The sequence below is a fragment of the Flavobacterium sharifuzzamanii genome, assembly GCF_003254585.1.
Taxonomy (GTDB): Bacteria; Bacteroidota; Bacteroidia; order Flavobacteriales; family Flavobacteriaceae; genus Flavobacterium; species Flavobacterium sharifuzzamanii.
In genome coordinates, this window is the sequence record NZ_QJGZ01000039.1 from 300,822 (window position 1) to 323,998 (window position 23,177).

The following is a 23,177-nucleotide window of genomic DNA, read 5'->3' on the forward strand; positions in this document are numbered from 1 at the left end:
TGTTTCTTACCCTAAGAGAAATCTGGAAAACTTCCCAAGCAGGTCATGCCAAAAATGAGGGCCTGAATCTCATTTCCAACATTTAGTACTTGCTGACTATAAACAGGCGTTTTAAAAACAAGCATTTCTAAAACTTCAAAATCAATTCTTTTGGCAGAATTTGACGATGGTAATCTCATCAAAAAGCTATTAAAATCAATTTTTAGAAAAAACATTTGTGGTAAGTTTAAGTTAAGTGTAAGTTTGTTCTTTTTTTGCTTATGGTCAATTTGAATTTATCTTATGGTAAATTTGACTACAAGTGTAAAACAAATTTTCTATATTAACAAAATATTAGGGTTATTTTTTTTTGATTCTGATTAATCATAATCCATTTTTATTAATGTTGTAAAATCTGAAGTAGAATTGAAATAAAAAATATATAAAAATCAAAGATTTATAAAATTGACAATCAGTCGTTTAAGAAACTACCTGAATTGAAGAGCTTTTCTTACTTGTATTTAAAAGACTGATTATCAATTTTTTGTTTCGTTAAAAAAAATATAAGGCTTTCAAAAAGGCTAATAATCATTTTATTTATTTAATTTGTCAAAATTTATCTCATATATGGTTGAAAATGTAGACGACAAAACTGCCCAAAAAAATGAAAACAGCGCGATGAATGCTATCACGATTGACTGTGTTATTTTTGGTTTTGACAAAGGCAGTCTTGAAGTACTTTTGGTGCAACATGCCGAAGGTATCAGTAAAGGAAAATGGGGACTTCCGGGTGGATGGATTTATAAAAAAGAAAGCACAGACAATGCTGCTCACCGCTTATTGAATGAGCTTACTGGTCTTGATAATATTTATTTGGAACAGCTGAAAGCATTTGGAGATCCAGACCGTTTTCCGCTGAGACGTGTTATTACAATTGGGTATTATGCTCTTGTAAAAAGAGAAGATTATAACATCAAAGCAGGTTTTACTGCGGCAGATGCTCAATGGTACAAGATCGAAAATATTCCAGATTTGATTTATGATCATAATGAAATTTTAGATTACAGTATAAAACATCTTAGAAATAAAGTTCGTCAGACACCAATAGGTTTTAATCTGCTTCCAGAAAAATTCACCTTATTGCAATTAATGCAACTGTATGAAGAAATTTTAGGAATCGAAATGGACAAACCCAACTTTAGAAGAAAAATTCTTCATATGAAACTATTGGTTGCATTAGACGAAAAACAGCAAGATGTTTCTCATCGGGCAGCTCAGTTGTACAAATTTGATCCCGAAATCTATAAAAAACTCACTGAAAAGGGATTCAATTTTGAGTTCTAATTTTCAATGCAAATTACTAACAAGACAATAAAAAATTGACAGAAATAAGTACTAACCATCACAAACCAGCCGTAGACGGCATCACAATTGACTGCGTTTTCTTCGGATTTAATAAAGAGAGTCTCGAAGTTCTCTTGGTGCAGCATGCCGAAGGTGAAAGTAAAGGCAAATGGGGACTTCTTGGCGGATGGCTTCAAATAGACGAAAGTGCAGATAATGCTGCTCAACGAATTTTACAGGAACTTACTGGTCTTGAAAACATCTATTTGGAACAGTTAAAAGCCTTTACAGATCCGCAGCGTGTTCTGGAAAGACGCGTGGTTACTATTGGTTATTATACTTTGGTCAATAGAGAAGATTATAATATTAAAGCCAGCTTAAAGGTTTTCGAAGCAAAATGGTTTAAGATAAATGAAATTCCTGAGCTGATTTTTGACCACAATGAAATTTTAAATTTCAGTTTATTACAGCTTCGAAACCGTGTACGTCAGGCACCAATTGGGTTTAATCTTCTTCCAGAAAAGTTTACTTTACTGCAGTTGATGCATTTGTATGAAGAAATTCTTGGAATCGAATTGGATAAATCGAATTTTAGACGAAAAATTCTTCACATGAAACTCCTGACAGAGCTGGATGAAAAGCAAAAAGACGTTTCGCATCGAGCTGCTAAACTTTATAAATTTGACGATCAGATGTACAAAAAATTAACTGAAAAAGGGTTTAATTTTGAATTTTAACGTCAATTTTAATTCACATCTTTCAACTATCGAAGAACAGCATTCCAGAATCCAAAACTTTGCGCTATCTTTGCGCCTTAATAACATGCTTTAAAGCAATTGTTTTGAAGCAGATTATTCCCAAAAAAAGACTTAAAATCGATTAGAGAACCGATATATTAAAATGAAGAAGATACGTAATTTTTGCATTATTGCACACATTGACCACGGTAAGAGTACATTAGCAGACCGATTACTAAGTGCGACACAAACCGTTACAGCTCGTGAAGAAAAAGCGCAATTGCTTGACAACATGGATCTGGAGCGCGAGCGTGGAATTACCATTAAGAGTCATGCCATTCAGATGGAATACAAATACAAGGGTGAAGAATATATCTTAAACTTAATTGATACTCCTGGACACGTTGACTTTTCATACGAAGTTTCGAGATCAATTGCTGCCTGCGAAGGAGCACTTTTGATTGTTGACGCTGCACAAAGTATTCAGGCACAAACCATTTCAAACTTATATTTAGCTCTTGAAAATGACTTGGAAATTATTCCAGTTTTAAATAAAGTCGATTTGCCAAGTGCAAACCCTGAAGAAGTTAGTGATGATATTATTGATTTACTTGGTTGTAAATTAGAAGATATTATTCATGCTTCAGGAAAAACTGGTTTTGGTGTTGAGAACATTCTTGCTGCCATTATCGAAAAAATTCCTGCTCCAAAAGGAAATCCAGAAGAACCATTGCAAGCTTTAATTTTTGACTCGGTTTATAATCCATTCCGCGGAATTGAGGTTATCTTTAGAGTTGTAAATGGGGAAATCAAAAAAGGCCAGAAAATTAAATTCATGGCTACAGATAATGAATATTTTGCTGATGAAATTGGAACTTTAAAACTAAATCAAGTTCCTAAAAATGTAGTTTCGGCAGGAGATGTTGGATATTTGATTTCTGGAATTAAAGAAGCTCGCGAAGTAAAAGTTGGTGATACGATTACAGATGCAAAAGTTCCAACGACAAACATGGTTGCTGGTTTTGAGGATGTAAAACCAATGGTATTCGCAGGTATTTATCCTGTTGATACAGAAGATTACGAAGATTTACGTTCTTCAATGGAAAAATTACAATTGAACGATGCTTCATTAGTATTTACTCCTGAAAGTTCTGCGGCATTAGGATTTGGTTTCCGTTGTGGATTCTTAGGAATGCTTCACATGGAAATTATCCAAGAACGTTTAGAGCGTGAGTTTGATATGACTGTAATTACTACGGTTCCTAACGTTTCGTATTTGGCTTACACTAAAAAAGAGCCAGAAAAAGCTATTGTTGTAAACAACCCTTCAGATTTACCAGAGCCTTCAAAACTAGACAGAGTTGAAGAGCCTTTTATTAAAGCTACCATTATTACAAAAGCTGATTTCGTTGGAAACGTAATGAGTTTATGTATTGAAAAACGTGGTTTAATTACGAATCAAACGTATTTAACTACAGAACGTGTTGAGTTAAACTTTGACATGCCATTGGCGGAAATTGTATTCGATTTCTACGATCGTCTTAAAACAGTTTCTAAAGGTTACGCTTCTTTCGATTACTCTCCTATCGGAATGAGAACTTCAAAATTAGTTAAACTTGACGTTCTTTTGAATGCTCAAACTGTTGATGCACTTTCTGCATTGATTCACGAAGATAACGCTTACAACATCGGTAAAAAAATGACCGAGAAATTACGTGAGCTAATCCCAAGACAGCAATTCGATATTCCGATTCAGGCTGCAATTGGAGCTAAAATTATTGCTCGTGAAACGATTAAAGCACTTCGTAAAGACGTCACCGCAAAATGTTATGGTGGAGATATTTCGCGTAAGCGTAAACTTCTTGAAAAACAGAAAAAAGGTAAAAAACGTATGCGTCAAGTAGGAAACGTTGAAATTCCGCAAGAAGCATTTATGGCTGTTTTGAAATTGAATGACTAAGCTTTTCTTTCTAAAGTAGAAGAAAGAAACAAGAATATAGACTTAACCCGATGACTTACGTTGTCGGGTTTTTTATTTGAATGTAATCCGTTTCTGTTCTTTTAAAAAGTGTAGGTTAAAACTTATTTTTTACAAAAATATTAACTTAATCGATTGTTTTTTAACGCTTTTACAAAAACTTAAAGTTAATTTTAAGATAAAATTGTATTTTTAATCTTACAACTTTAAAAAATAAAAGATTATGAAAACCAAATTTTCTGTTATTCTAGCGTTATTTACATTTTACTTTGCAAATGCTCAGCAAGATCAAGTTGATTCAGAAATGAATTCTGCAAAAGGTATTACTTTTCAACATGGAGATATGTTTATAGAAGGTTCTATCCAAATCACTACTGGTGGAGATCGAGACTATTATGCTTTTAATCCCAAATTTGGATATTTTCTTAATGATAAATTTGCCGTTGGAGGACAATTGAGCTATTCTAGCAATAAAGTTGAAGCAACCGATGAAAAAACTAATATTTTTGGAATCGGTGGTTTCGCAAGATATTATGTATTGGAACTCGATAAAAAACGATTTAAAGCTTATGGAGAAGCAGGTTTAGGATACGGCAGAAATAAATACGAAAGTCCAATCACTGGTACAGATAATAGCAATAGTCTTACTGCAAATATTAATGTTGGTTTGAACTATTTCCTAACTAAAAACATAGCGGTGACTTTCACTTTGGCAAATATCCTATCCTACAATAGTGTTTCTCCTGAAAATGGCCCATCTTCAGACACTTTCCAATTAAACATCAACTTATTTGAAAACATCTTCGACCAACCAAAATTTGGATTATTGTTTAGATTTTAATTCGTTTTAACGATTTACGCATAAAAGCTGTTCTAGTTTAGAACAGCTTTTTTTATTCTTTAAACAGCAAACCTTTGTAACTTTGAACCTCTAACCTTTGAACCTAAAAAAAGAAAAAATGCTCGACGAAACCCCAAAACGATTTGACCGAATTGTAGCTATTCTTATTCAATTGCAATCTAAAAAAATTGTAAAAGCGCAAGAATTAGCTGATCGTTTTGAGTGCAGTTTGAGAACAATTTATCGAGACATTCGAACTTTGGAAGCTTCGGGAGTTCCTATTTATAGCGAGGCTGGAGTTGGTTATGCATTGATGGATGGTTATCGTCTTCCGCCGGTTATGTTTACACGTGAAGAAGTAAGCAGTTTTATTGCGGCCGAAAAATTAATGCAGAAATTTACCGATCCTTCTTTGGGAACACATTATGCTTCGGCGATGTACAAACTGAAAGCTGTTTTAAGAAGCAACGACAAAGATTATCTTTCGAACATCGAATCTAGAATTGTAATGCAGAATGCAGAACCGATGTTTAATGATAATTCGCCTAATACTTTGGCTGTTCTTTTTGAAGGAATCGCAGAGAAAAAACAAATTCTTTTGACCTACAAAACTTTTGAAAAAGACGAAACTACTGAGCGTAATCTTGAACCTGTGGGAGTTTTTCATGACAATAATAATTGGTATTTTCTTGGATATTGCCATCTTCGAAAAGATTACCGTCAGTTTAGAACAGACAGAATTCAGGGAATTAAAAAAACAGATGTTGATTTTACAATCGAACACGATGCTTTGGAAACCTATTTAACTAAAACAGATGCTCATCCAACAACAAAAGTTCGTCTTTTAATTGACCGAAAAATAGCGAGATATTTAGCAACTGAAAGAAAATACCATGGTTTTATTTCGCAAAAAGATGTAGGAGAAAAAATCGAAATGACTTTTATGTCTAGAGATATTAATAATGCTTTTCCGAGATGGTTTTTGATGTTTGGAGATTATGCAGAAATTCTCGAACCTGAAACATTAAAAACCAATGTTCTGGAATTATTGGAAATCAATAGAAAAAGACTTTTATAAAAAAACTCCTGAGAGCAGTATCTCAGGAGTTTTTTCATTTATTTCTGTTTTACCACATTATAAAAATTATAATCGGTGTTGGAAGCATCCGTAATTCCGATATTTCTTCCCATGGTTACAATCTGTCCTCTATGATAAGTGCCATGATTGATAACTTGAATTAAGTATTCAGAAATTGGCAGTTCACATTCAAACCACGGATTCGTAATTTTTACTTCTTTCATCAAATCTTCTTCTGACAATGAGTTGATAAGGTGTTTCAATCTAGTAGACGAATTAAGCAATCCTTCAAATATTTCTTCTTTTGACAATTCGCTTTCTGCCTTCTTTTCTGCCATTTCATTCTCAGAAATTACAGAAAACCAATATTCTTCTGTAGACCAGATATGGTCTAGCGTTTTCATTATGGTTGGAAAACTCGATTGAACTTCTGCATAAAGCAATTCATCAGCTTTTGGCGAAAGCCAGTTTACAAATTGCTGGTTTACCCATAAATTATAATCTGCAAAATTGGACATTATCTTTTTTAAACTCATAGACTTAGTTTTAGATTTCTGATATTAAGTTAGTAAAAAATTATCAATTATCTTTCCCAGAAAAATGGTGGTTCGATATTTAATACTCTTAAATACACATAAGCTTGTCCACGGTGATGTACTTCATTATCGATAAAATATAAGATATTTTGAATAACAGGAAATTCATATTGTCCAAAAAGGTTAAAGGTCTCACTAAAATCTTCAACCGATAATTGTTCCCAATATTTGTTGATTTCTTCTGTAGCTTCATCCCATTTTTCAAGATATTGTGCTTTGAAAATTAGTTTTTCAGTTCCTTCTGAGAATGGTGCAGTTTCTTTCGTTACAATACCCTTTAGGCCTGGAACTGCAATAGCCAAAAGTTCATCTACTAGTTTTGAAAAAGTTCTCATTCCGCCAATTGAAAATTCGAAGAAATCTTTCTCTGGGAAAATCTCAATTAAACGACGTGTAAGTGCTCTGTGTCCTTGCCAGTGTTTCAATAAATCTTCTGAAGTAATAACTTGTGCTTCTAATGTTTTCATGGTTTTAAAGTTTAAATATTTTTAATACTTCAAAAGTAAAATGGGCTGGTGACAACAGTTTGTCAGCAGTAAAAAAAATATTTTAAAAAATATTTCCTATTTATTCTTTAAAAGGAAATTTATTTGTCTTCATATTCTATACTTTTGCCAATTACCAATACTGTTTTTAAGTAAAACGAATCTCTAATTTTTTAACTTTGTTTCCATTTAGCAGATGCATTTGCTACTCTGCCACCGGCAATGAGACAGCTACTTTTTGTTACCAAATTTTACCAATTAAGAAAAACAAAAACTATTAAAAAAATGAAGCAAAAAAAACTATTTGGCGTAATAGCTGGAATGGAAACAAATTATATTCAGAATGTGATGTAAAAGGAATATTACAAATTACACTTAAAAATAAACATTACAGAAAATAGATTATAATATGCTCTTTAACTCATTAAACTTTGCAATTTTTCTTCCTATTGTATTCTTACTATATTGGTTTGGGACAAACGGAAAATTAAAGTACCAAAATATTTTACTACTTATTTCGAGTTATTTCTTTTATGCTTGTTGGGACTGGAGATTTTTATTTCTTTTAATGTTTTCAACGCTACTTGATTACTTTACAGCAATAAAGATATCAAATACTAAAAATCTAAATTTCAAAAAAACTTGGTTTTGGTTAAGCATCTCCATTAACCTTGGTTTTCTTGGTCTTTTTAAATATTACAATTTTTTTGCTGAGTCCTTCTCAATTGCATTGAAAAATATAGGATTACATGTTAATCCATGGACATTAAAAGTTATTCTCCCTGTCGGAATTTCTTTTTATACATTCCATGGATTATCATATATAATCGATATTTATAAAGAGCGAATAAAAGCAGAAAAAAACTTTATAGATTATTCTCTTTTTGTAAGCTTCTTCCCTCTTTTAGTTGCAGGACCAATAGAACGAGCTACTCATCTCCTACCACAAATTCAAAAAAAGAGATCTTTTTGCTATGCCAAAGCTGTAGATGGATTAAAACAAATTTTGTGGGGATTATTCAAAAAAGTCATTATTGCCGATCAATGTGCAGATTATGCAAATCAAATTTTTAATAATTCTGCAAATTATTCTGGAAGCACACTATTATTAGGGGCTGTATTTTTTGCTTTTCAAATCTATGGTGATTTTTCAGGTTATTCCGATATTGCTTTAGGAACTGCAAGATTGTTTGGATTTGATTTATTAAGGAATTTTGCTTTCCCATATTTTTCAAGAGATATTGCTGAGTTCTGGAGACGTTGGCACATCTCTCTTTCAACTTGGTTTAGAGATTACTTATATATTCCGTTGGGAGGCAGCAAAGGAAGTACTTGGCAAAAGATAAGAAATACTTTTATTATATTCATTGTCAGCGGGTTTTGGCATGGAGCAAATTGGACTTTTATTGTTTGGGGACTACTTAACGCTCTCTATATTATGCCTTCAATACTATTTAAAACAAATAGAACCAATCTTGAAATTGTGGCAAAAGGAAAATACTTTCCAAACTTAAAAGATCTTTTTTTTATTGGAATGACATTTAGTTTAACTGTTTTTGCCTGGATCTTTTTTAGAGCAGAAAATTTGGGTCATGCAATGCAATATCTTTCTCAAATATTTTCAAAAACACTTTTTTCTATTCCAAGCAAAAAGCCAATATATTTATTTGTACTAATATTTCTATTTATTGTCATCGAATGGATTGGGAGAGAAGGAGAGTATGCTCTTGAAAATCTTTTTAAAAATCAACGAAGAGTAAAAAGATGGTCATTTTATTTATTTATCTCAATCCTCATTTTCCTATTCCAAGGTAAACAGCAAGAGTTTATTTATTTTCAATTCTAGATTATGAAAACATTTATAAAAAATGTAATTATATATATTTCCCTTTTTTTTGGATTAGTTCTTCTAATAGAACTTTCAACAGCATTAATCATTAATAGACATGCTAATTTTAAATTTGAATTAAAACCGAAATATTTAGTGTTAGGCCATTCACACCCAGAATGTGCTTTTAATGATTCGATTATATATAAGTTAAAAAACATAGCTCGTTCTGCTGAACCTTATTATTATACTTATTTTAAACTAAAAAAAGTTTTAGAGCAAAATTCATCAATAGAAACCATTTTTATTGAATACACAAATAATCAAATAAATCCTGAAATGGATGATTGGACCTGGGATGATGAGCATATTTCTTCTCGTTATGTTAATTATTCACCATTTATTCCTTTAAATCATCAATTTATACTTTTATTAAACAATCCGACAGGTTTCTTTAATGCTTTTTCATACTCAAATAAATCAAAATTTATTAACATAGTAAAAGAAGATTATGATTATACAAATAAACTGGGAGGCTATTTATATTTAGTACGTGATAAAACAGATTCAATATTAAAAAATACTTCCAAAATTGATCCAAAAAATTCAATTACAATCTCTAAAACAAATATATCGTACTTAGAAAAAACAATAGAATTAATTAAAAGACACAAAAAAAATGTGTTTTTAATAAGGAGTCCGCAACACCCAAAATGTGTTGATTATAAAAATGAAACTATTTATAAGCACATTCTTTTCAGTCGTTTCAATGATGTTGAATATCTAGACTTTTCAAATTTCCCACTTTCAAATTCAGAATTTGGAGATTTAGAACATTTGAACCATAAAGGAGCTAAAAAGTTTTCAATTTGGTTTAACAAACTAATAAAGGATGGATTATTGTTAAAGGCAAATAAGCAAGAATTCATTAATATAAATATTCAAAAAAATAAGAAAACCATACTTTAAAAGTGTTTGGCAAAAGAAATCAAATTCAACAATTAATTGAATATATTTCTGCTTCTAGATAATAATAGAGATAACAATTATAGTTATTAAATCCTCAACTTTGTACCTTTGCACCTTAATAACTTTGGAACTTAACAGAAATGATAGAAGATAAAAATCAGCAGAGAACTAGTATAGCTCAATTGGGCGAATTCGGCTTAATTGACCATTTAACCAAAAACTTTGACGTTACTCAGGAATCGACTTTAAAAAGTATTGGCGATGATGCTGCTGTTCTTGATTTTAAAGACAAAAAAGTAGTAGTTTCAACCGATTTATTAATTGAAGGAGTTCATTTTGACTTGGCTTACATGCCATTGAAACATTTAGGATACAAAGCCGTTGTAGTAAACGTTTCTGACATTTGTGCAATGAATGCAAAACCGACTCAAATTACAGTTTCGGTTGCCGTTTCCAATCGTTTTCCACTTGAAGCTTTAGAAGAATTGTTTGCAGGAATTACACATGCTGCAAAAGAATATAAAGTTGATGTTATTGGCGGAGACACAACCTCATCTCAAAAAGGACTAATTATCAGCATAACTGCAATTGGAGAGGCTGATGAAAATGAAATAGTTTATAGAAACGGAGCCAAACAAACTGATTTATTAGTTGTAACTGGTGATCTTGGAGCAGCTTACATGGGATTGCAGGTTTTGGAACGCGAAAAACAAGTTTTCCAGGTTAATCCAAACAATCAGCCAGATTTAGATCCTTATACTTATTTGGTAGAACGCCAATTGAAACCTGAAGCACGAAAAGATGTTCGAACTTTACTTCATGCTTTAGACATAAAACCAACTGCAATGATTGACATTTCAGATGGATTGTCTTCTGAAATTATTCATATCTGCAAACAATCTAAAGTCGGCTGTAACTTGTATGAAGATAAATTGCCATTAGATCCGCAATTTATTTCTACTTGCGAAGAATTTAATATTGACAGCACGACGGTTGCTATAAATGGTGGTGAAGATTACGAGCTTTTATTTACAATTGACATTAATGATTTCGACAAAATAAAAGGAAATCCGAATTTCTCTGTTATTGGACACATGGCGGAAGAAAATGAAGGAATCCATCTTGTAACCCGTGCCAACACAAAAATTGCCTTAAAAGCCCGCGGATGGGATGCACTTAGCGAATAAATTTTAGAACTTCCAATAAAAAAATTCCAAATTCCAATACTGTGATGACATTATTGGAATTTGGAATTTTCTATTTCGCTTTTTTTATTGGAATTTGGAATTTCAACATTGGGATTTTTCCCCTAAAAAAGCCCTTTGCTTTTTGCTTCTTTTACTAAATCGTGATCCGAGCCCGTCTTTATTTTTAGCAGTTCCATTAGATGCTTTTTTCGCTTCACGATGGCATTTAAAGAAATTGGAATATTTTGAAGCACTTCATGAATTGGAGTTCCCTTATCTAAATGAATTAAAATCTGTTTATCGTACTGATCTATTTCAATTGCATTATGCGTCGATTGATTGAGCATTTTTACGACCGATTGACTATAATACTTTTCATTTTTCATTACCATATCAAAAGCCAAGAGCAATTCATCAAAAGTAAGGTCATTTTTAATGATTAATCCATTAGGTTGAATTGTTCTGATAATGGTTTTAATTTTCAGCAATTCGGTATACATTGTCAAAAGAATGATCTTGCATGAAGGCATTTTTTTCAAAAGCAATTTTGCCAGATCTTCACCCGAAAAAATCTCTTTTTCCTCATAAGAAGGCATACTGATATCCAAAAAAGCAATATCAAAATCTAATGTGTTATCATTCTCAATTATATCATAACCCGATCTGCAATCATGCGCCTGAGAAATAAAAAACTCATATTGTTTTGGATTATAACGAGTTATAGCATTTTTATATCCTTCAATAATAAATGGATGGTCATCTACTATTAAAATATTCTTTTTAACTAATTGTGGAACCGAGGCTGTTAAATCAAATGTCATTATGCAGGTTATTATTTGGCTCTATTGGGACTTTTATAGTGAGAATTGTTCCTTCTCCTTTGGCAGATTTTATGGTAACTGTTCCCTTACATTCTGTTGCTCTGTATTCTATATTATTAAGACCAATTCCGTTTTTAGTTTTATTGGTCTTAAATCCAATTCCATCGTCTTCGATGATTAAGACTAGACTTTCATTTTCATTTTTAAACTCCACTTTAATAATGTCGGCCTTGGCATATTTGTTACAATTTTGGAGTCCTTCTTGAACAATTCTATACAAATTGATCTTTTCAATATTACTTATCAAATCCCATTTAATTTCAGGGTCAAAAAAAGTTATCAATTTCGAACTATATGTATTCCTCTGATCTTCAAATAGTTTATTCAAAATCGAAACAAAATTATTAATTAATTCCGATTTTTCTCTATTTAAGTCATGCGAAATTTCCCGAATATCCTGCTCAACATTTTTCAATTCGTCAAGATATTTTTTCCTCTTAGAAATTGCTTCAGATTCATCTATTTTATCCAAGCTGTCCAAACTTATCCTAATGCCGAACATACGCCCTAAAACACCATCGTGCAATTCCTGTGCTACCTTTTTCTTTTCTTTTATTCGCGTAAGCTCAATTTCATTCTGCTGCGAAATCATCAAATTGTAAATATCTTCGTTTGCAATCTGCTGCTGCTGTTTAAAAAGAAGCTCACGATTTTTGGCTTGCTGTGTTTTGTAAACATAGAAAAACAACCCGAGCAATGTACAAATACTAAATACATAAATCAAGGTTTTATTTTTTTCCTGAAGACTAGAGTTTTGATCTTTAATTTCGTTGGTTTCGTACTCGATGCGAGAGAATTTTTCTCCCATTTTGCGTTCTGCTTTTAACATTTTTTCGTTAAGTTCAATATATTCCTTAGAATATTGAGAAGCATTTTTAGCATCAACTGCTGCGGTTTGTTTGAGAGCCTCTAAAGTATTTATAATTCTTGTAGTTGTGCGAGATAATGTCAAAGCTTGTTTTGAAAATTGAATCGCTTTAAGAGTATCTTTTTTTAAAGCGTAATACTCCGACAAGTGTATTTTACTTGATACCATTCCAGAAGTAAGGTCAAGGCTGTCTCTAATTCTTAAAGATTCATAAAACAGGTCAGGCATCTGGCCACGTTCATTTAGTTTTAACTTAGCATATCCTAAATTATCAAGTAAAATTGCATACAAACTTGATCTATTAATGAAGAGATTTTTTTCTTGGAGACCTTTTTCAAAAAAAACTTTGGCACGTTTATAATTCCCCATGCGCATATATATGTAACCCAAGTTATTTAAAGATGCGGCTTTATATTGAAAGTCTGAAGGGATTTTTTTATCATCCAGAATATTCAAGGCTTTATTCTGAAATTCTAACGCTTTGGTAAATTCTTCTCTTTCATTATACAGAATACCCAATAAATTATAGCTTTCATAAAGCAATTCATTGACATCTTTCTTTAATTTTAAAACACTCAAAGCTTTAAAAACTGTTATTTCACTTTCAAAAAAATCACCTTCGTTATATTGCAAATTCGCTTTATTCAAAAAAGTCTTGACCAAATTTAGTTGATCATTAATTTTCTGATACGTTTTTTCGGCTTTATAATAATTCATAAAAGCACTATCAGAAATAGATTGAGATAAATAGTAATCACCTAAATAAACATAGGCTTTTGCCATATGTGCCGAATCCTTTGATATCCGGGCCCTTTCTAAAATTAATTTAGTTGTTTTAAGATAGGCTTTCCAATCGCTCATATTATAATAACGATTAGCAACCTTAAAAAGATTTACTTTATTAAGCGAGTCATCTTTTTGCTCTAAAATGATATTTAATGCTTTCTGAGCATATTCTTGTTTAATGTGTAAAGGCAGATTATCCTCATTTGCTAAAGTCAGATAAGCAGGAAGGCTGTCTCTAGAAGAAGTCATCTCTAAGTTTCCTGCTTTCTTGGTACATGCCAATACAACAAAGAATAAAAACAGCAGTATTTTTTTTAGTTTCTTCAATTGTGCCTTTGAATTTTATCAAAAATAGTAAAACTATAGACACAAAAAAAGCTGCCAAAAATTGACAGCTTTGATTATATATTTTTTATTTCTTTTAGTCTACTTTTTTATCGTGTCCGAAAGCTTGGTTCACACTGGCAAAGTTTGCATTACTGTTTTTCTGGAATGATTCTGCACCTCCATGAAAATCATGTTTTCTAATAACTCCACCTGCTGCACCACCACCAGTTGTAGTAGTACCATCTATTGGTAAAACTTTAATAGAATCGTTAGATGCTAAATATGTTGGAACTTCTGTTGATGCAAAAGAAGTTGCTACTACTACTAAAGAAAATAATCCGATTGTTAAAGCTGTTTTTTTCATGACCTGAGGTTTTTAATGTTTGTTTAATTTTTTTGGAGAAGATCCGCCGTTTGCTTGCGAATCAGAGTGTAAAACTAACACCAGTATGAAAAAAAATTTATACGAAAAATTGAGTTTATAGTCAATCATACCCAATTGATAGTCAATGAGTAGCAAATCAATGTAATTATCTAATTTTTAGACTTCTAGATAATTTCCTGCCGCAAAATCGGCAATTATCTGCTCAACATTTGCTCGATAGGTTTTAGAAAAAGGTATTTTTTTCGTGGAGTTTTTTATGTAACAGATTGAGTTTCCGCTATGAATCCTCGAAATATAATTTCGATTTATTACATAACTATTATGAATACGGATAAAAGGATACGTCAAAACACTTTCAAAATGCTTTAATGTTTTAAACGCCGTAATCATTTCGCCAGTATTCAAATAAATATCTGTAGAGTTATTATCGGCTTGGAAATAACAGATGTCCTCAGCATTTAAATACCGGTAATCTCCATACGATTTTATACAGATGGTTAATGGTTTTTCAATATTTTGGGGCATTGTAACATTATTGACATTGTCAATTACAATTGAAGTCTGCTCATCTATTGCATTTGCTGTTTTTGGGGCTAAATTGGCTTTTTTAAGCTTCAAAACAGTTTTCAGCAGATCAATATGTGCAACGGGTTTTAAAAGATAATCAAATACGCCATATTGAATAGCATCGAAAGCTTTCTCTTTTGTATTTGTAGTAATTATAATTTTGGGAATTTCCTGAAAGAAACGGTGCAATTCGCTAATAAAAGTCAAAGACAAATGACTTGACGGGTTTTTGGATTCGATTTCTAAAAAAACCAAATCTGGTTTGTGTTCTAAAACCAATTCTAAACCTTCCTGAAAATTTGAAGCCGAGGCCGTAAAAGATAATTCTGAAAAACCTGAAGTGGCTGTTTGGGTTTTCAAAATACTCTCAGCATCATCATCAATTATAATATACGAATACTTTTTCAATTTCAGGTTTTATTGGTTTTCTCACGGCGCAATCATAATCAAAAAAATACTTTTAATTGCTATGTAAAGAAAAAAAATTGGTCTTTATCGTAATACAAATTTAAAATTACGGATTTAAACACCTTAATCAATTCATTGTTAATACATTACACTAAAATGTTGATACATAAGGATGAAATGCAAAAAAAGCCGACAAAATACCTCTTTTTAAAATCAAAAATCCCAAACTCCTTTACGGAATTTGGGATTTCTATAATAGACTGTAAAGATTACATTTTCATTAACCAGTTTTTCATCGAAACTTCGTTTTCGATAATACCTCTTAATTCAGTAATTTTTACACGATCTTGTTTCATTGTATCTCTATGACGAATTGTTACTGTTTCGTCTTCAAGCGTTTGATGATCTACTGTAATACAGAAAGGCGTTCCAAGAGCATCTTGTCTTCTGTAACGACGTCCTACAGCATCTTTTTCATCATAAGCCACATTGAAATCCCATTTCAAATCTTCAATGATTTTTCTTGAGACTTCTGGTAAGCCATCTTTTTTAACCAATGGCAATACCGCTGCTTTAGTTGGCGCTAAAACTGCTGGTAATTTTAAAACCGTTCTTGTAGAACCGTCTTCTAAAGTTTCTTCTTTTAATGAAGTAGCAAAAACTGCCAAGAACATACGATCTAAACCTACTGAAGTTTCAACTACATAAGGAACATAGTTTTCATTTAATTCAGGATCAAAATATTGTAATTTTCTTCCAGAATATTCTTCGTGCGCTTTCAAGTCGAAATCAGTACGAGAGTGAATACCTTCTAATTCTTTAAATCCAAATGGGAAATTAAATTCGATATCAGCTGCTGCGTTTGCGTAGTGAGCTAATTTTTCGTGATCGTGAAAACGGTAATTTTCTTTTCCTAATCCTAAAGATAAATGCCATTTCAAACGAGTTTCTTTCCAGTACTCGTATGATTTCATTTCTTCTCCTGGACGTACAAAAAATTGCATTTCCATTTGTTCGAACTCACGCATACGGAAAATAAACTGTCTTGCCACAATCTCATTTCTGAACGCTTTACCAGTTTGAGCAATTCCAAAAGGAACTTTCATACGACCAGATTTCTGAACGTTTAAGAAGTTTACAAAAATACCTTGAGCGGTTTCTGGACGCAAATATAAATCCATTGCATTCTCTGCAGATGCACCTAATTTTGTTCCAAACATCAAGTTAAATTGCTTAACCTCTGTCCAGTTTTTAGAACCCGTTTCAGGATCAGAAATTTCAAGCTCTTCAATTAATGCTTTTACATCAGCCAAATCACCTGCTCCCAAAGAACGACCTAAACGCTCTCTGATTTCTTTTTCTTTAGCTAAATATTCAATTACACGAGCATTTGTAGTCACAAATTCTTGTTCGTTGAATGCATCACCAAAACGAGCTTTTGCTTTATCAATTTCTTTTTGTGCTTTTTGGTGAATTTTTTCAGCGTGATCTTCAACCAAAACGTCTGCTCTATATCTTTTTTTAGAATCTTTATTATCAATTAATGGATCATTGAAAGCATCAACGTGACCAGAAGCTTTCCAAGTTGTTGGATGCATCAATATTGCAGCATCAAGGCCGACAATATTTTCATTCATCTGAACCATTGATTTCCACCAATATTCACGGATATTCTTTTTTAATTCGACACCGTTTTGTGCGTAATCATATACAGCACTTAAACCATCGTAAACTTCGCTTGACGGAAAAATAAATCCGTACTCTTTTGCGTGCGAAACCACATTCTTAAATATATCTTCTTGTTTTGCCATAGTGATGCAAAAATATAAAAACTAGCTTTATAAAAAAGAAAAATTATAAAGATTGAAGCTTTGATTTTGTTACTTTTGTAAATAAAATCTCTCTTTTTGTGATTAATTATCTAATAAATCTATTTTTCCCTAAAGTCTGTAGCGGATGCCGCTCACTTTTACTTCAAAACGAAACGGTTTTCTGCACCATCTGTCGACACGAAATGCCTCTAACCCAATATCATTTAAATCCCAGAAATGAAGCTGTAAAAAAGTTCTACGGTAAAATTGACGTTCAATTTGCATCTGCTTTTTTGTATTTCAATAAAAAAGGAATGGTTCAGGAATTAATCCATAATTTAAAATACAAAGGTCATCAAGAAATCGGAACCGTTCTGGGAAATTGGTACGCTGAAGACTTAAAAGAACTTTGTCTTGAAATTCCTTTTGATGCTGTTATTCCCGTTCCGCTACATAAAAGAAAATTTAAGGAACGAGGTTACAACCAGGTAACTACTTTTGGAAAGGCAATCGCATCAGGTTTTGAGGTTCCTTTTGCAGAAAATATCCTTGTTAGGAAATTATATACCAAAACACAATCCAAGAAAAACCTTTTGGGAAGATCTGAAAATATTGAAAACATTTTTGATGTCAAATTCAGCAAATCTGATCACGATAAACATTTCCTAATTGTTGACGACGTACTTACAACAGGTGCAACGCTTGAAGCATGTTCAAAAGCTTTGCTAAAAATACCTGGCGCTAAGATCAGTATAATCTGTATGGCGATGGCACACTAAACTTTCAAACTCAAAAATTAATTTACCAATATTTTTTTCACTTCTCTTCTGTTACCATCAGTAACCGTTACAAAATAAAGACCCGAAGGCACATCTGGCAATTGAATATCTTGAATAAAATATCCCGAACCTTGGAAGGTTCTATCGTAAACATATTTTCCATTAATATCATTAACGTAAACTTTAATCTCGCTTACTGAATCTCTATCAAATTGCACTGTAAAGGTTCCTTTGTTTGGATTTGGATAGGCAACAAAATCGACATTTTCAAAATCATCATTTCCTAATGTATAGGTTTTAGTACAAATATTTACCGATGCAGAATTTATTGTTCCTAAAGACCCTACCTTATCATCAAAAACTCTAAAAGTCCAATTCCCTTCTGGATTTTCTCCATTAAAAGCACTTAGAGCAGTTGAAGGAATAACAATCTGGCTAGTAGTTGTATTACAATTTAAGGCAGTTCCACTATCATCAAACTGCAAAGCAAAAGTTGAATTTGTACTTCCACAGTTTTTATTAAATAAAGTAACCACTGTTCCACTTGGACTTATGATTTTCATAGTCAAATCTGAAAATCTCGCATGCGTTACATTTACCGAAACATTGACATCAGAAACTAATCCTGAAGAAGCAGGCACAGCAACACTTTTATTTACATTGACATTGACGTCAGTTGAATATCCACCACCAAAATTATATGACACACAAGATGTCGAAACTATATATCCTACCGCAAATGGTTTGCTATTTATAGCATAATAAATATTATTAACTGGTTCTATCAAAAGTCTGCAGTTGGTTGAAGCATCAATTTCTGGAACCAATATTGTTTCAGAACCATCGTTTGGAGTATTACTAGCCAAAACCACTGGATATGTTAATCCACCATCTACAGATAATTTTATATTTACGTTTGCTGATCCGGGCAGTGTATTCGTATTATTTACACTCCACGTAATCGTTTGTGCCGATCCTTTTGCCCACCCCAGATTATCGTCTGCTTGCGAAGTTACTGCAAACGGTCCAGCTGCGGCAGTTACAGTTACCACCATAGCATCTGTATTGGTTTGTCCCTTTCCTAAAGCGGCATTGTCCCTTCCTGTAAGCGTAAAATTCATTGTTTTTGCAATAGAAGAAACAGATTCCCAACTTGTAGTCAATTGATTATTTAATACTGAACTTAAAGCCGGCATATAACGAACTGGTAAAGCTGTAGGCGGAAAAGATCTAAACATTGGTCCATCTGGTTTTGTAGAATACGTTAAACTATTACCTGCAAAAGCTGTCGTAGCACTGTCAAATTGCTCCCAAGTATAAGTTATAGAATTTCCTTCAGGATCAGAACCTGTTCCTGTTAAAATAAATGGCGTACTAATTGGAATAGTATAGTCTGAACCCGCATTTATGACTGGAGGATTATTATCAACTATAGGTGTAGACACGGGACAAGTTTTTGCTGCTAGATTATTCTGTATTTGGCTAATGCTTGCATAAGAAAAATAATCATCAGAATGATTCTGAACATCATAATCTGTTACTCCAGCATATCCCATAATGGTTGAACCGCTTCCTGGTTCGTAACATGCTCCATAACCTTCATTTTGAAAAGAAAAAGTATGTGTACCCCCAAGCTGATGCCCCATTTCATGCGCAACAAAATCTATATCAAAATTATCTCCTTGTGGTCTTGCATCTGCTGGAGATGTAAATGCGCTACCTTTTCCAAGAGGTTGGCTAGAAGTTGGACTAACACATACGCAGCCAATGCAACTTGCATTTCCTCCGCCACCTGAAGCGCCAAATAAATGGCCAATATCGTAATTGCCCTCACCCACTATGTTTGTTAATGTCGTTTGTACTTCTTTTGGCCAAGTAGGATTGTTATTATCAGCACCTACTGATGCAATAGAATAAGGATCTGTAGAAGCATCTGTATAAATAACAGCGTCATTATTTGCAATTAAAACTAACTGCACTGCAAGATCTCTATTAAAAATACCATTTACTCGAGTTAAAGTAGCATTCATTCCAGCCAAAGCTCCTTCTTTTGTTCCGCCGAAATAAGCTGTATATTCTCCTGTACAGGATAATGCCAATCGAAGCGTTTTAAATTGTTTGGCATTAGATGCTGTTTTTGCAGTAATCGTACTTTTATTTTCAAAAATTTGATTGGTTGTTTTACAGTTCAACAACATTTTTGATGCTGCATTGTCTGCTGATTTAAACAAAACGTATTCCGATTTATTGTCTGGGTTCTGTTCAATGTATTCTGTTGGTTTTGCTGTTCTAAAAACCATAGTCTGCATTCCGATTGGAGCAACGCTAAAATGTATTTTCGCATTTTTATCGTCTATTCCGCGACCTTCATAAGATCTGATTTCTGGATATTTTGCTTGTAATTCTGGATCAAAATTTGAAGATTCCCAAACCGAAAAACGTTCTAAAATTCCATCCGTATTTGGAATAGTAATTTCCGATGTAGTATTTTTTGCTGTTTTATTTGATGCCGAAGCGAGCTTTGAACTCAAAAGGCTCGCATTTAATTTATAATATAATTTATTGGAACTTATCCCATCAGCTTTTCGCGAAAGCGATGAAGAAGCTACTTTCTGCCATAAAGCATCTTGTGCATTAATTGTTGCAGAACAGAAAATTAAAAATATATAAAGTAGTTGTTTTTTCATACTCTTAAAATATAATAATCAAAATTACTTCAATTAATTTGAAATTATATTATCTACGCAACAATTATTGTTTTTTAATCGTCGAGTCCTCTTATTTCTACAAAAATATCCAGTATACATTAAAATTCGATTTAGCATAGTATTAAATTTAAAAGAGAATAGTATAAATTTGCAGCATCTTAAATAATTTGTTTTGAAGCTCTTTCATTCTATAAACGATTTTCAGTCAACCAAGAAAACAATTTTAACTCTTGGTACCTTTGATGGCGTACATATTGGTCATAAAAAAATTCTGGAACGAATTACTCAGAATACTGAAAATGGAAAATATGAAAGTCTGGTCTTAACCTTTTTTCCGCATCCTAGAATGGTTCTTCAGGAAAAATCTGAAATAAGATTGCTGAATACCATTGAGGAAAAAATAAAACTTTTGGAAGCAACGGGCATAGAAAATCTTGTTGTTCATCCTTTTAATGAAAGTTTTTCAAGATTAACTGCTGAAGAATTTGTTCGAACGATTTTAGTTGAAAAATTCCAGATTCAAAAAATTATTATTGGTCACGATCATCGTTTTGGACGCAATAGAACTGCAAATATTGATGATTTGATTGCTTTTGGAATCGAATACGGATTTGAAGTGGAACAAATTTCTGCTGAAGAAATTCAGGACGTTTCGGTAAGTTCGACCAAAATCAGAAAAGCTTTAAATGAAGGAAACATGGCTTTGGCCAATGAATATTTAGGTTATAGCTATTTCTTGAACGGAACGGTAGCAAAAGGAAAACAACTAGGAAGAACTATTGGCTTCCCTACTGCAAATATTCAGATTGAAGAAGATTACAAACTTATTCCAAAAATTGGTGTTTATGTTGTAAAAGCCATTGTAAACGGAGAAATTGTTTTTGGAATGATGAATATTGGTTTCAATCCGACTGTCAATGGTGAAAAACAGACTATTGAAGTCCACTTGTTCAATTTTGACAAAGACATTTACGACCAGAAGATTGAAGTTTCTTTACTTCATTATATCCGTGAAGAACAAAAATTTGGTTCGTTAGATGCCTTAAAGGCCCAGCTTCATCAAGATCAAGTCGATTCTTTAGCTTTTATAGGCTCTTCTTTAAAAAATCAAACTGCATAGTTTTTACCGTTTTTAAATCATCGTAGTTATTTTTTTAGTAAATTTGATAGAACACTGTTTTTCAAATATTTACTATTAACTTCTAAAAAATAACCACTATGAAATTACCTAAAGAAATTACCAACGGGTTTTTGATTTTCCTCGGAATTGGCATTTATTTTTTATTAATGAATGTACTAGGTTTGGCAGATTTGTTTTATTTGAGAACACTCAACGTTTTCTTTATATTCTACGGTGTTAACAGGACAATGCAGATGAATCTTCATGAAGGAGAAACCAATTTTTTATCTAATGCCATTTCTGCAATGACAACTTCTGTAGTTGGTGTCTGCATGAGTGTGTTTGGCTTATTAGTATATAGTTACGCTCGAGGCGGAGATGCTTACGTAAGAACTTTATCTGAAACATTTATGTTCGGAGGAAATCCATCAGTGCCAACTTATTGTATTTGTCTATTATTTGAAGGAATTGCGTCTTCTGTAATAGTTACTTTAATGATGATGCTGTACTGGAATAACAAATATGCAGCTGATTAATTTTGAAATCGATTAGATTAAAAAATTAGTCTAAAGAGCTCTATAATTTCAACAAAAATTTTTAAATTGCTTATAACTCAGACTATAAGCAATTTTTTTATTTAATAAAATGAAGTTAAAACAAATAGAAAGGGTTAAAAAAATCTCCAAAGAAGATTTTGTTTCCCATTATGTAAAAAAACAAATTCCTGTTGTTATTGAACAATTGACCGAAGACTGGCCAGCTTATAACAAATGGAAATTATCTTATATAAAAGAAATCGCAGGAAATTCAATCGTTCCTTTATATGACGACAGACCTGTTAACCACGAAGACGGATTTAACGAGGCTCATACCACAATGAAAATGAGTGATTATATTGACTTATTGGAAGAAAAGCCTACTAATTACCGTATTTTCCTTTATAATCTAATGAAAGAAGTCCCTTCTTTAAAAAACGACTTCTTATGGCCCGATATTGGCTTAAAATTAGTCAAGCAAATGCCTATGTTATTTTTTGGAGGAGAAAATTCGAAGGTTTTTATGCACTATGATATTGATTATTCAAACATTCTTCATTTTCATTTTCATGGCGAAAAACAATGCATGATTTTTCCTCCAAGCCAGTCAAAATTTATGTATAAAGTTCCCCATGCCTTAATTTCAAGAGAAGATATTGATTTTGACAATCCGGATTATGAAAAATTTCCAGCACTTAAAAATGTTGAAGGCTATATCACTAATTTAAAGCATGGCGAAATGCTATACATGCCTGAAGGATACTGGCACTATATGAAATATTTAACCCCTGGTTTTTCGATGAGTCTTCGCTCTTTTCCAAAAAACATAGTCAACTTATCTAAAGCGGCTTACAATGTTTTCATTATGCGTCATTTTGATATTATGATGCGAAAAATTCAAGGTCAAAAATGGATAGATTATAAAAACGAAAAAGCTATTAAAGATACGCATCAAAATCTACAGCGTGCACTTTAATAA

At 32.3% G+C, this 23,177-nt stretch carries 21 protein-coding genes; 12 read left to right on the forward strand and 9 right to left on the reverse strand.

Features of this window, described 5'->3' with window-relative positions:
• Positions 1-11: 11 nt before the first annotated feature.
• Positions 12-179 carry a hypothetical protein gene (locus tag DMA14_RS14155; RefSeq protein ID WP_157957709.1) on the reverse strand — a complete coding sequence of 56 codons (168 nt, stop codon included), beginning with the start codon at positions 177-179 and terminating at the stop codon, positions 12-14.
• 427 nt (positions 180-606) lie between these two features.
• Between DMA14_RS14155 and DMA14_RS14160 the strand changes: the two genes are divergently transcribed.
• The 5 genes from DMA14_RS14160 to DMA14_RS14180 all read left to right on the forward strand — a co-directional run bounded on the left by DMA14_RS14160 (position 607) and on the right by DMA14_RS14180 (position 5,957).
• Positions 607-1,323, forward strand: a complete 717-nt coding sequence (locus DMA14_RS14160; RefSeq protein ID WP_111425262.1) for an NUDIX hydrolase — start codon at positions 607-609, stop codon at positions 1,321-1,323.
• 35 nt (positions 1,324-1,358) lie between these two features.
• Positions 1,359-2,060, forward strand: a complete 702-nt coding sequence (locus DMA14_RS14165) for an NUDIX hydrolase (protein ID WP_111425263.1) — start codon at positions 1,359-1,361, stop codon at positions 2,058-2,060.
• Positions 2,061-2,223: 163 nt separating this feature from the next.
• A complete protein-coding gene (lepA, locus tag DMA14_RS14170) occupies positions 2,224-4,020 on the forward strand; it encodes a translation elongation factor 4 (RefSeq protein ID WP_111425264.1) in 1,797 nt (598 codons plus the stop codon).
• Positions 4,021-4,261: 241 nt separating this feature from the next.
• Complete coding sequence (locus tag DMA14_RS14175; protein ID WP_111425265.1) at positions 4,262-4,879, forward strand: outer membrane beta-barrel protein; 618 nt, start codon at positions 4,262-4,264, stop codon at positions 4,877-4,879.
• Between the two features lie 118 nt (positions 4,880-4,997).
• Positions 4,998-5,957 carry a helix-turn-helix transcriptional regulator gene (locus DMA14_RS14180; RefSeq protein ID WP_111425266.1) on the forward strand — a complete coding sequence of 320 codons (960 nt, stop codon included), beginning with the start codon at positions 4,998-5,000 and terminating at the stop codon, positions 5,955-5,957.
• 38 nt (positions 5,958-5,995) lie between these two features.
• Here DMA14_RS14180 and DMA14_RS14185 read toward each other — a convergent pair whose 3' ends face one another.
• Both DMA14_RS14185 and DMA14_RS14190 read right to left on the reverse strand, forming a co-directional pair.
• Complete coding sequence (locus tag DMA14_RS14185; RefSeq protein WP_111425267.1) at positions 5,996-6,493, reverse strand: DinB family protein; 498 nt, start codon at positions 6,491-6,493, stop codon at positions 5,996-5,998.
• Positions 6,494-6,540: 47 nt separating this feature from the next.
• Positions 6,541-7,020 (reverse strand): DinB family protein, encoded by a 480-nt coding sequence (locus DMA14_RS14190; RefSeq protein ID WP_111425268.1) that lies wholly within the window; start codon positions 7,018-7,020, stop codon positions 6,541-6,543.
• 427 nt (positions 7,021-7,447) lie between these two features.
• Here DMA14_RS14190 and DMA14_RS14195 point away from each other — a divergent pair, with 427 nt between their 5' ends.
• The 3 genes from DMA14_RS14195 (at position 7,448) to thiL (ending at position 11,022) form a co-directional block, all read left to right on the forward strand.
• Entirely contained in the window at positions 7,448-8,884 is a 1,437-nt protein-coding gene (locus DMA14_RS14195) for an MBOAT family O-acyltransferase (RefSeq protein WP_111425269.1), read from the forward strand.
• A gap of 3 nt (positions 8,885-8,887) precedes the next feature.
• The gene (locus tag DMA14_RS14200) at positions 8,888-9,835 is read left to right on the forward strand and encodes a hypothetical protein (protein WP_111425270.1); all 948 of its coding nucleotides are present in this window, start codon (positions 8,888-8,890) and stop codon (positions 9,833-9,835) included.
• 140 nt (positions 9,836-9,975) lie between these two features.
• The gene (thiL, locus tag DMA14_RS14205) at positions 9,976-11,022 is read left to right on the forward strand and encodes a thiamine-phosphate kinase (protein ID WP_111425271.1); all 1,047 of its coding nucleotides are present in this window, start codon (positions 9,976-9,978) and stop codon (positions 11,020-11,022) included.
• Between the two features lie 122 nt (positions 11,023-11,144).
• On the opposite strand, the gene DMA14_RS14210 is transcribed toward thiL, so the two are convergent.
• The 5 genes from DMA14_RS14210 to DMA14_RS14230 form a co-directional block, all read right to left on the reverse strand.
• Positions 11,145-11,843, reverse strand: coding sequence for a response regulator (locus tag DMA14_RS14210; protein WP_111425272.1), 699 nt, complete (start codon positions 11,841-11,843; stop codon positions 11,145-11,147).
• Positions 11,833-13,884, reverse strand: coding sequence for an ATP-binding protein (locus tag DMA14_RS14215; protein ID WP_317047259.1), 2,052 nt, complete (start codon positions 13,882-13,884; stop codon positions 11,833-11,835). Before DMA14_RS14215 ends, DMA14_RS14210 begins: the two co-directional genes overlap by 11 nt.
• A 94-nt stretch (positions 13,885-13,978) precedes the next feature.
• Positions 13,979-14,248 (reverse strand): hypothetical protein, encoded by a 270-nt coding sequence (locus DMA14_RS14220; RefSeq protein WP_111425274.1) that lies wholly within the window; start codon positions 14,246-14,248, stop codon positions 13,979-13,981.
• A gap of 177 nt (positions 14,249-14,425) precedes the next feature.
• Positions 14,426-15,244: a LytR/AlgR family response regulator transcription factor gene (locus DMA14_RS14225; protein WP_111425275.1), complete on the reverse strand. Its 819-nt coding sequence runs from the start codon at positions 15,242-15,244 to the stop codon at positions 14,426-14,428.
• A gap of 269 nt (positions 15,245-15,513) precedes the next feature.
• A complete protein-coding gene (locus DMA14_RS14230; RefSeq protein WP_111425276.1) occupies positions 15,514-17,055 on the reverse strand; it encodes a glycine--tRNA ligase in 1,542 nt (513 codons plus the stop codon).
• Between the two features lie 98 nt (positions 17,056-17,153).
• Between DMA14_RS14230 and DMA14_RS14235 the strand changes: the two genes are divergently transcribed.
• Complete coding sequence (locus DMA14_RS14235) at positions 17,154-17,834, forward strand: ComF family protein (protein WP_238989976.1); 681 nt, start codon at positions 17,154-17,156, stop codon at positions 17,832-17,834.
• 17 nt (positions 17,835-17,851) lie between these two features.
• Here DMA14_RS14235 and DMA14_RS14240 read toward each other — a convergent pair whose 3' ends face one another.
• Positions 17,852-20,521, reverse strand: coding sequence for a zinc-dependent metalloprotease (locus tag DMA14_RS14240; RefSeq protein ID WP_111425278.1), 2,670 nt, complete (start codon positions 20,519-20,521; stop codon positions 17,852-17,854).
• A 193-nt stretch (positions 20,522-20,714) separates the two neighbouring features.
• Here DMA14_RS14240 and DMA14_RS14245 point away from each other — a divergent pair, with 193 nt between their 5' ends.
• From DMA14_RS14245 to DMA14_RS14255, 3 genes are all read left to right on the forward strand, one after another.
• Positions 20,715-21,662 (forward strand): bifunctional riboflavin kinase/FAD synthetase, encoded by a 948-nt coding sequence (locus DMA14_RS14245; protein WP_111425279.1) that lies wholly within the window; start codon positions 20,715-20,717, stop codon positions 21,660-21,662.
• Between the two features lie 98 nt (positions 21,663-21,760).
• The gene (locus DMA14_RS14250; protein WP_111365494.1) at positions 21,761-22,198 is read left to right on the forward strand and encodes a hypothetical protein; all 438 of its coding nucleotides are present in this window, start codon (positions 21,761-21,763) and stop codon (positions 22,196-22,198) included.
• Positions 22,199-22,307: 109 nt separating this feature from the next.
• Positions 22,308-23,174, forward strand: a complete 867-nt coding sequence (locus DMA14_RS14255) for a cupin-like domain-containing protein (RefSeq protein WP_111425280.1) — start codon at positions 22,308-22,310, stop codon at positions 23,172-23,174.
• Positions 23,175-23,177 lie beyond the last annotated feature (3 nt).

What these genes read in the sequence shown, in the direction of transcription:
- DMA14_RS14155 (WP_157957709.1), bottom strand. Translation starts at nt 179, where the DNA reads ATGAGATTACCATCGTCAAATTCTGCCAAAAGAATTGATTTTGAAGTT.
- DMA14_RS14160 (WP_111425262.1), top strand. Translation starts at nt 607, where the DNA reads ATGGTTGAAAATGTAGACGACAAAACTGCCCAAAAAAATGAAAACAGC.
- lepA (WP_111425264.1), top strand. Translation starts at nt 2,224, where the DNA reads ATGAAGAAGATACGTAATTTTTGCATTATTGCACACATTGACCACGGT.
- DMA14_RS14175 (WP_111425265.1), top strand. Translation starts at nt 4,262, where the DNA reads ATGAAAACCAAATTTTCTGTTATTCTAGCGTTATTTACATTTTACTTT.
- DMA14_RS14180 (WP_111425266.1), top strand. Translation starts at nt 4,998, where the DNA reads ATGCTCGACGAAACCCCAAAACGATTTGACCGAATTGTAGCTATTCTT.
- DMA14_RS14185 (WP_111425267.1), bottom strand. Translation starts at nt 6,493, where the DNA reads ATGAGTTTAAAAAAGATAATGTCCAATTTTGCAGATTATAATTTATGG.
- DMA14_RS14190 (WP_111425268.1), bottom strand. Translation starts at nt 7,020, where the DNA reads ATGAAAACATTAGAAGCACAAGTTATTACTTCAGAAGATTTATTGAAA.
- DMA14_RS14195 (WP_111425269.1), top strand. Translation starts at nt 7,448, where the DNA reads ATGCTCTTTAACTCATTAAACTTTGCAATTTTTCTTCCTATTGTATTC.
- DMA14_RS14200 (WP_111425270.1), top strand. Translation starts at nt 8,888, where the DNA reads ATGAAAACATTTATAAAAAATGTAATTATATATATTTCCCTTTTTTTT.
- thiL (WP_111425271.1), top strand. Translation starts at nt 9,976, where the DNA reads ATGATAGAAGATAAAAATCAGCAGAGAACTAGTATAGCTCAATTGGGC.
- DMA14_RS14210 (WP_111425272.1), bottom strand. Translation starts at nt 11,843, where the DNA reads ATGACATTTGATTTAACAGCCTCGGTTCCACAATTAGTTAAAAAGAAT.
- DMA14_RS14220 (WP_111425274.1), bottom strand. Translation starts at nt 14,248, where the DNA reads ATGAAAAAAACAGCTTTAACAATCGGATTATTTTCTTTAGTAGTAGTA.
- DMA14_RS14230 (WP_111425276.1), bottom strand. Translation starts at nt 17,055, where the DNA reads ATGGCAAAACAAGAAGATATATTTAAGAATGTGGTTTCGCACGCAAAA.
- DMA14_RS14240 (WP_111425278.1), bottom strand. Translation starts at nt 20,521, where the DNA reads ATGAAAAAACAACTACTTTATATATTTTTAATTTTCTGTTCTGCAACA.
- DMA14_RS14250 (WP_111365494.1), top strand. Translation starts at nt 21,761, where the DNA reads ATGAAATTACCTAAAGAAATTACCAACGGGTTTTTGATTTTCCTCGGA.
- DMA14_RS14255 (WP_111425280.1), top strand. Translation starts at nt 22,308, where the DNA reads ATGAAGTTAAAACAAATAGAAAGGGTTAAAAAAATCTCCAAAGAAGAT.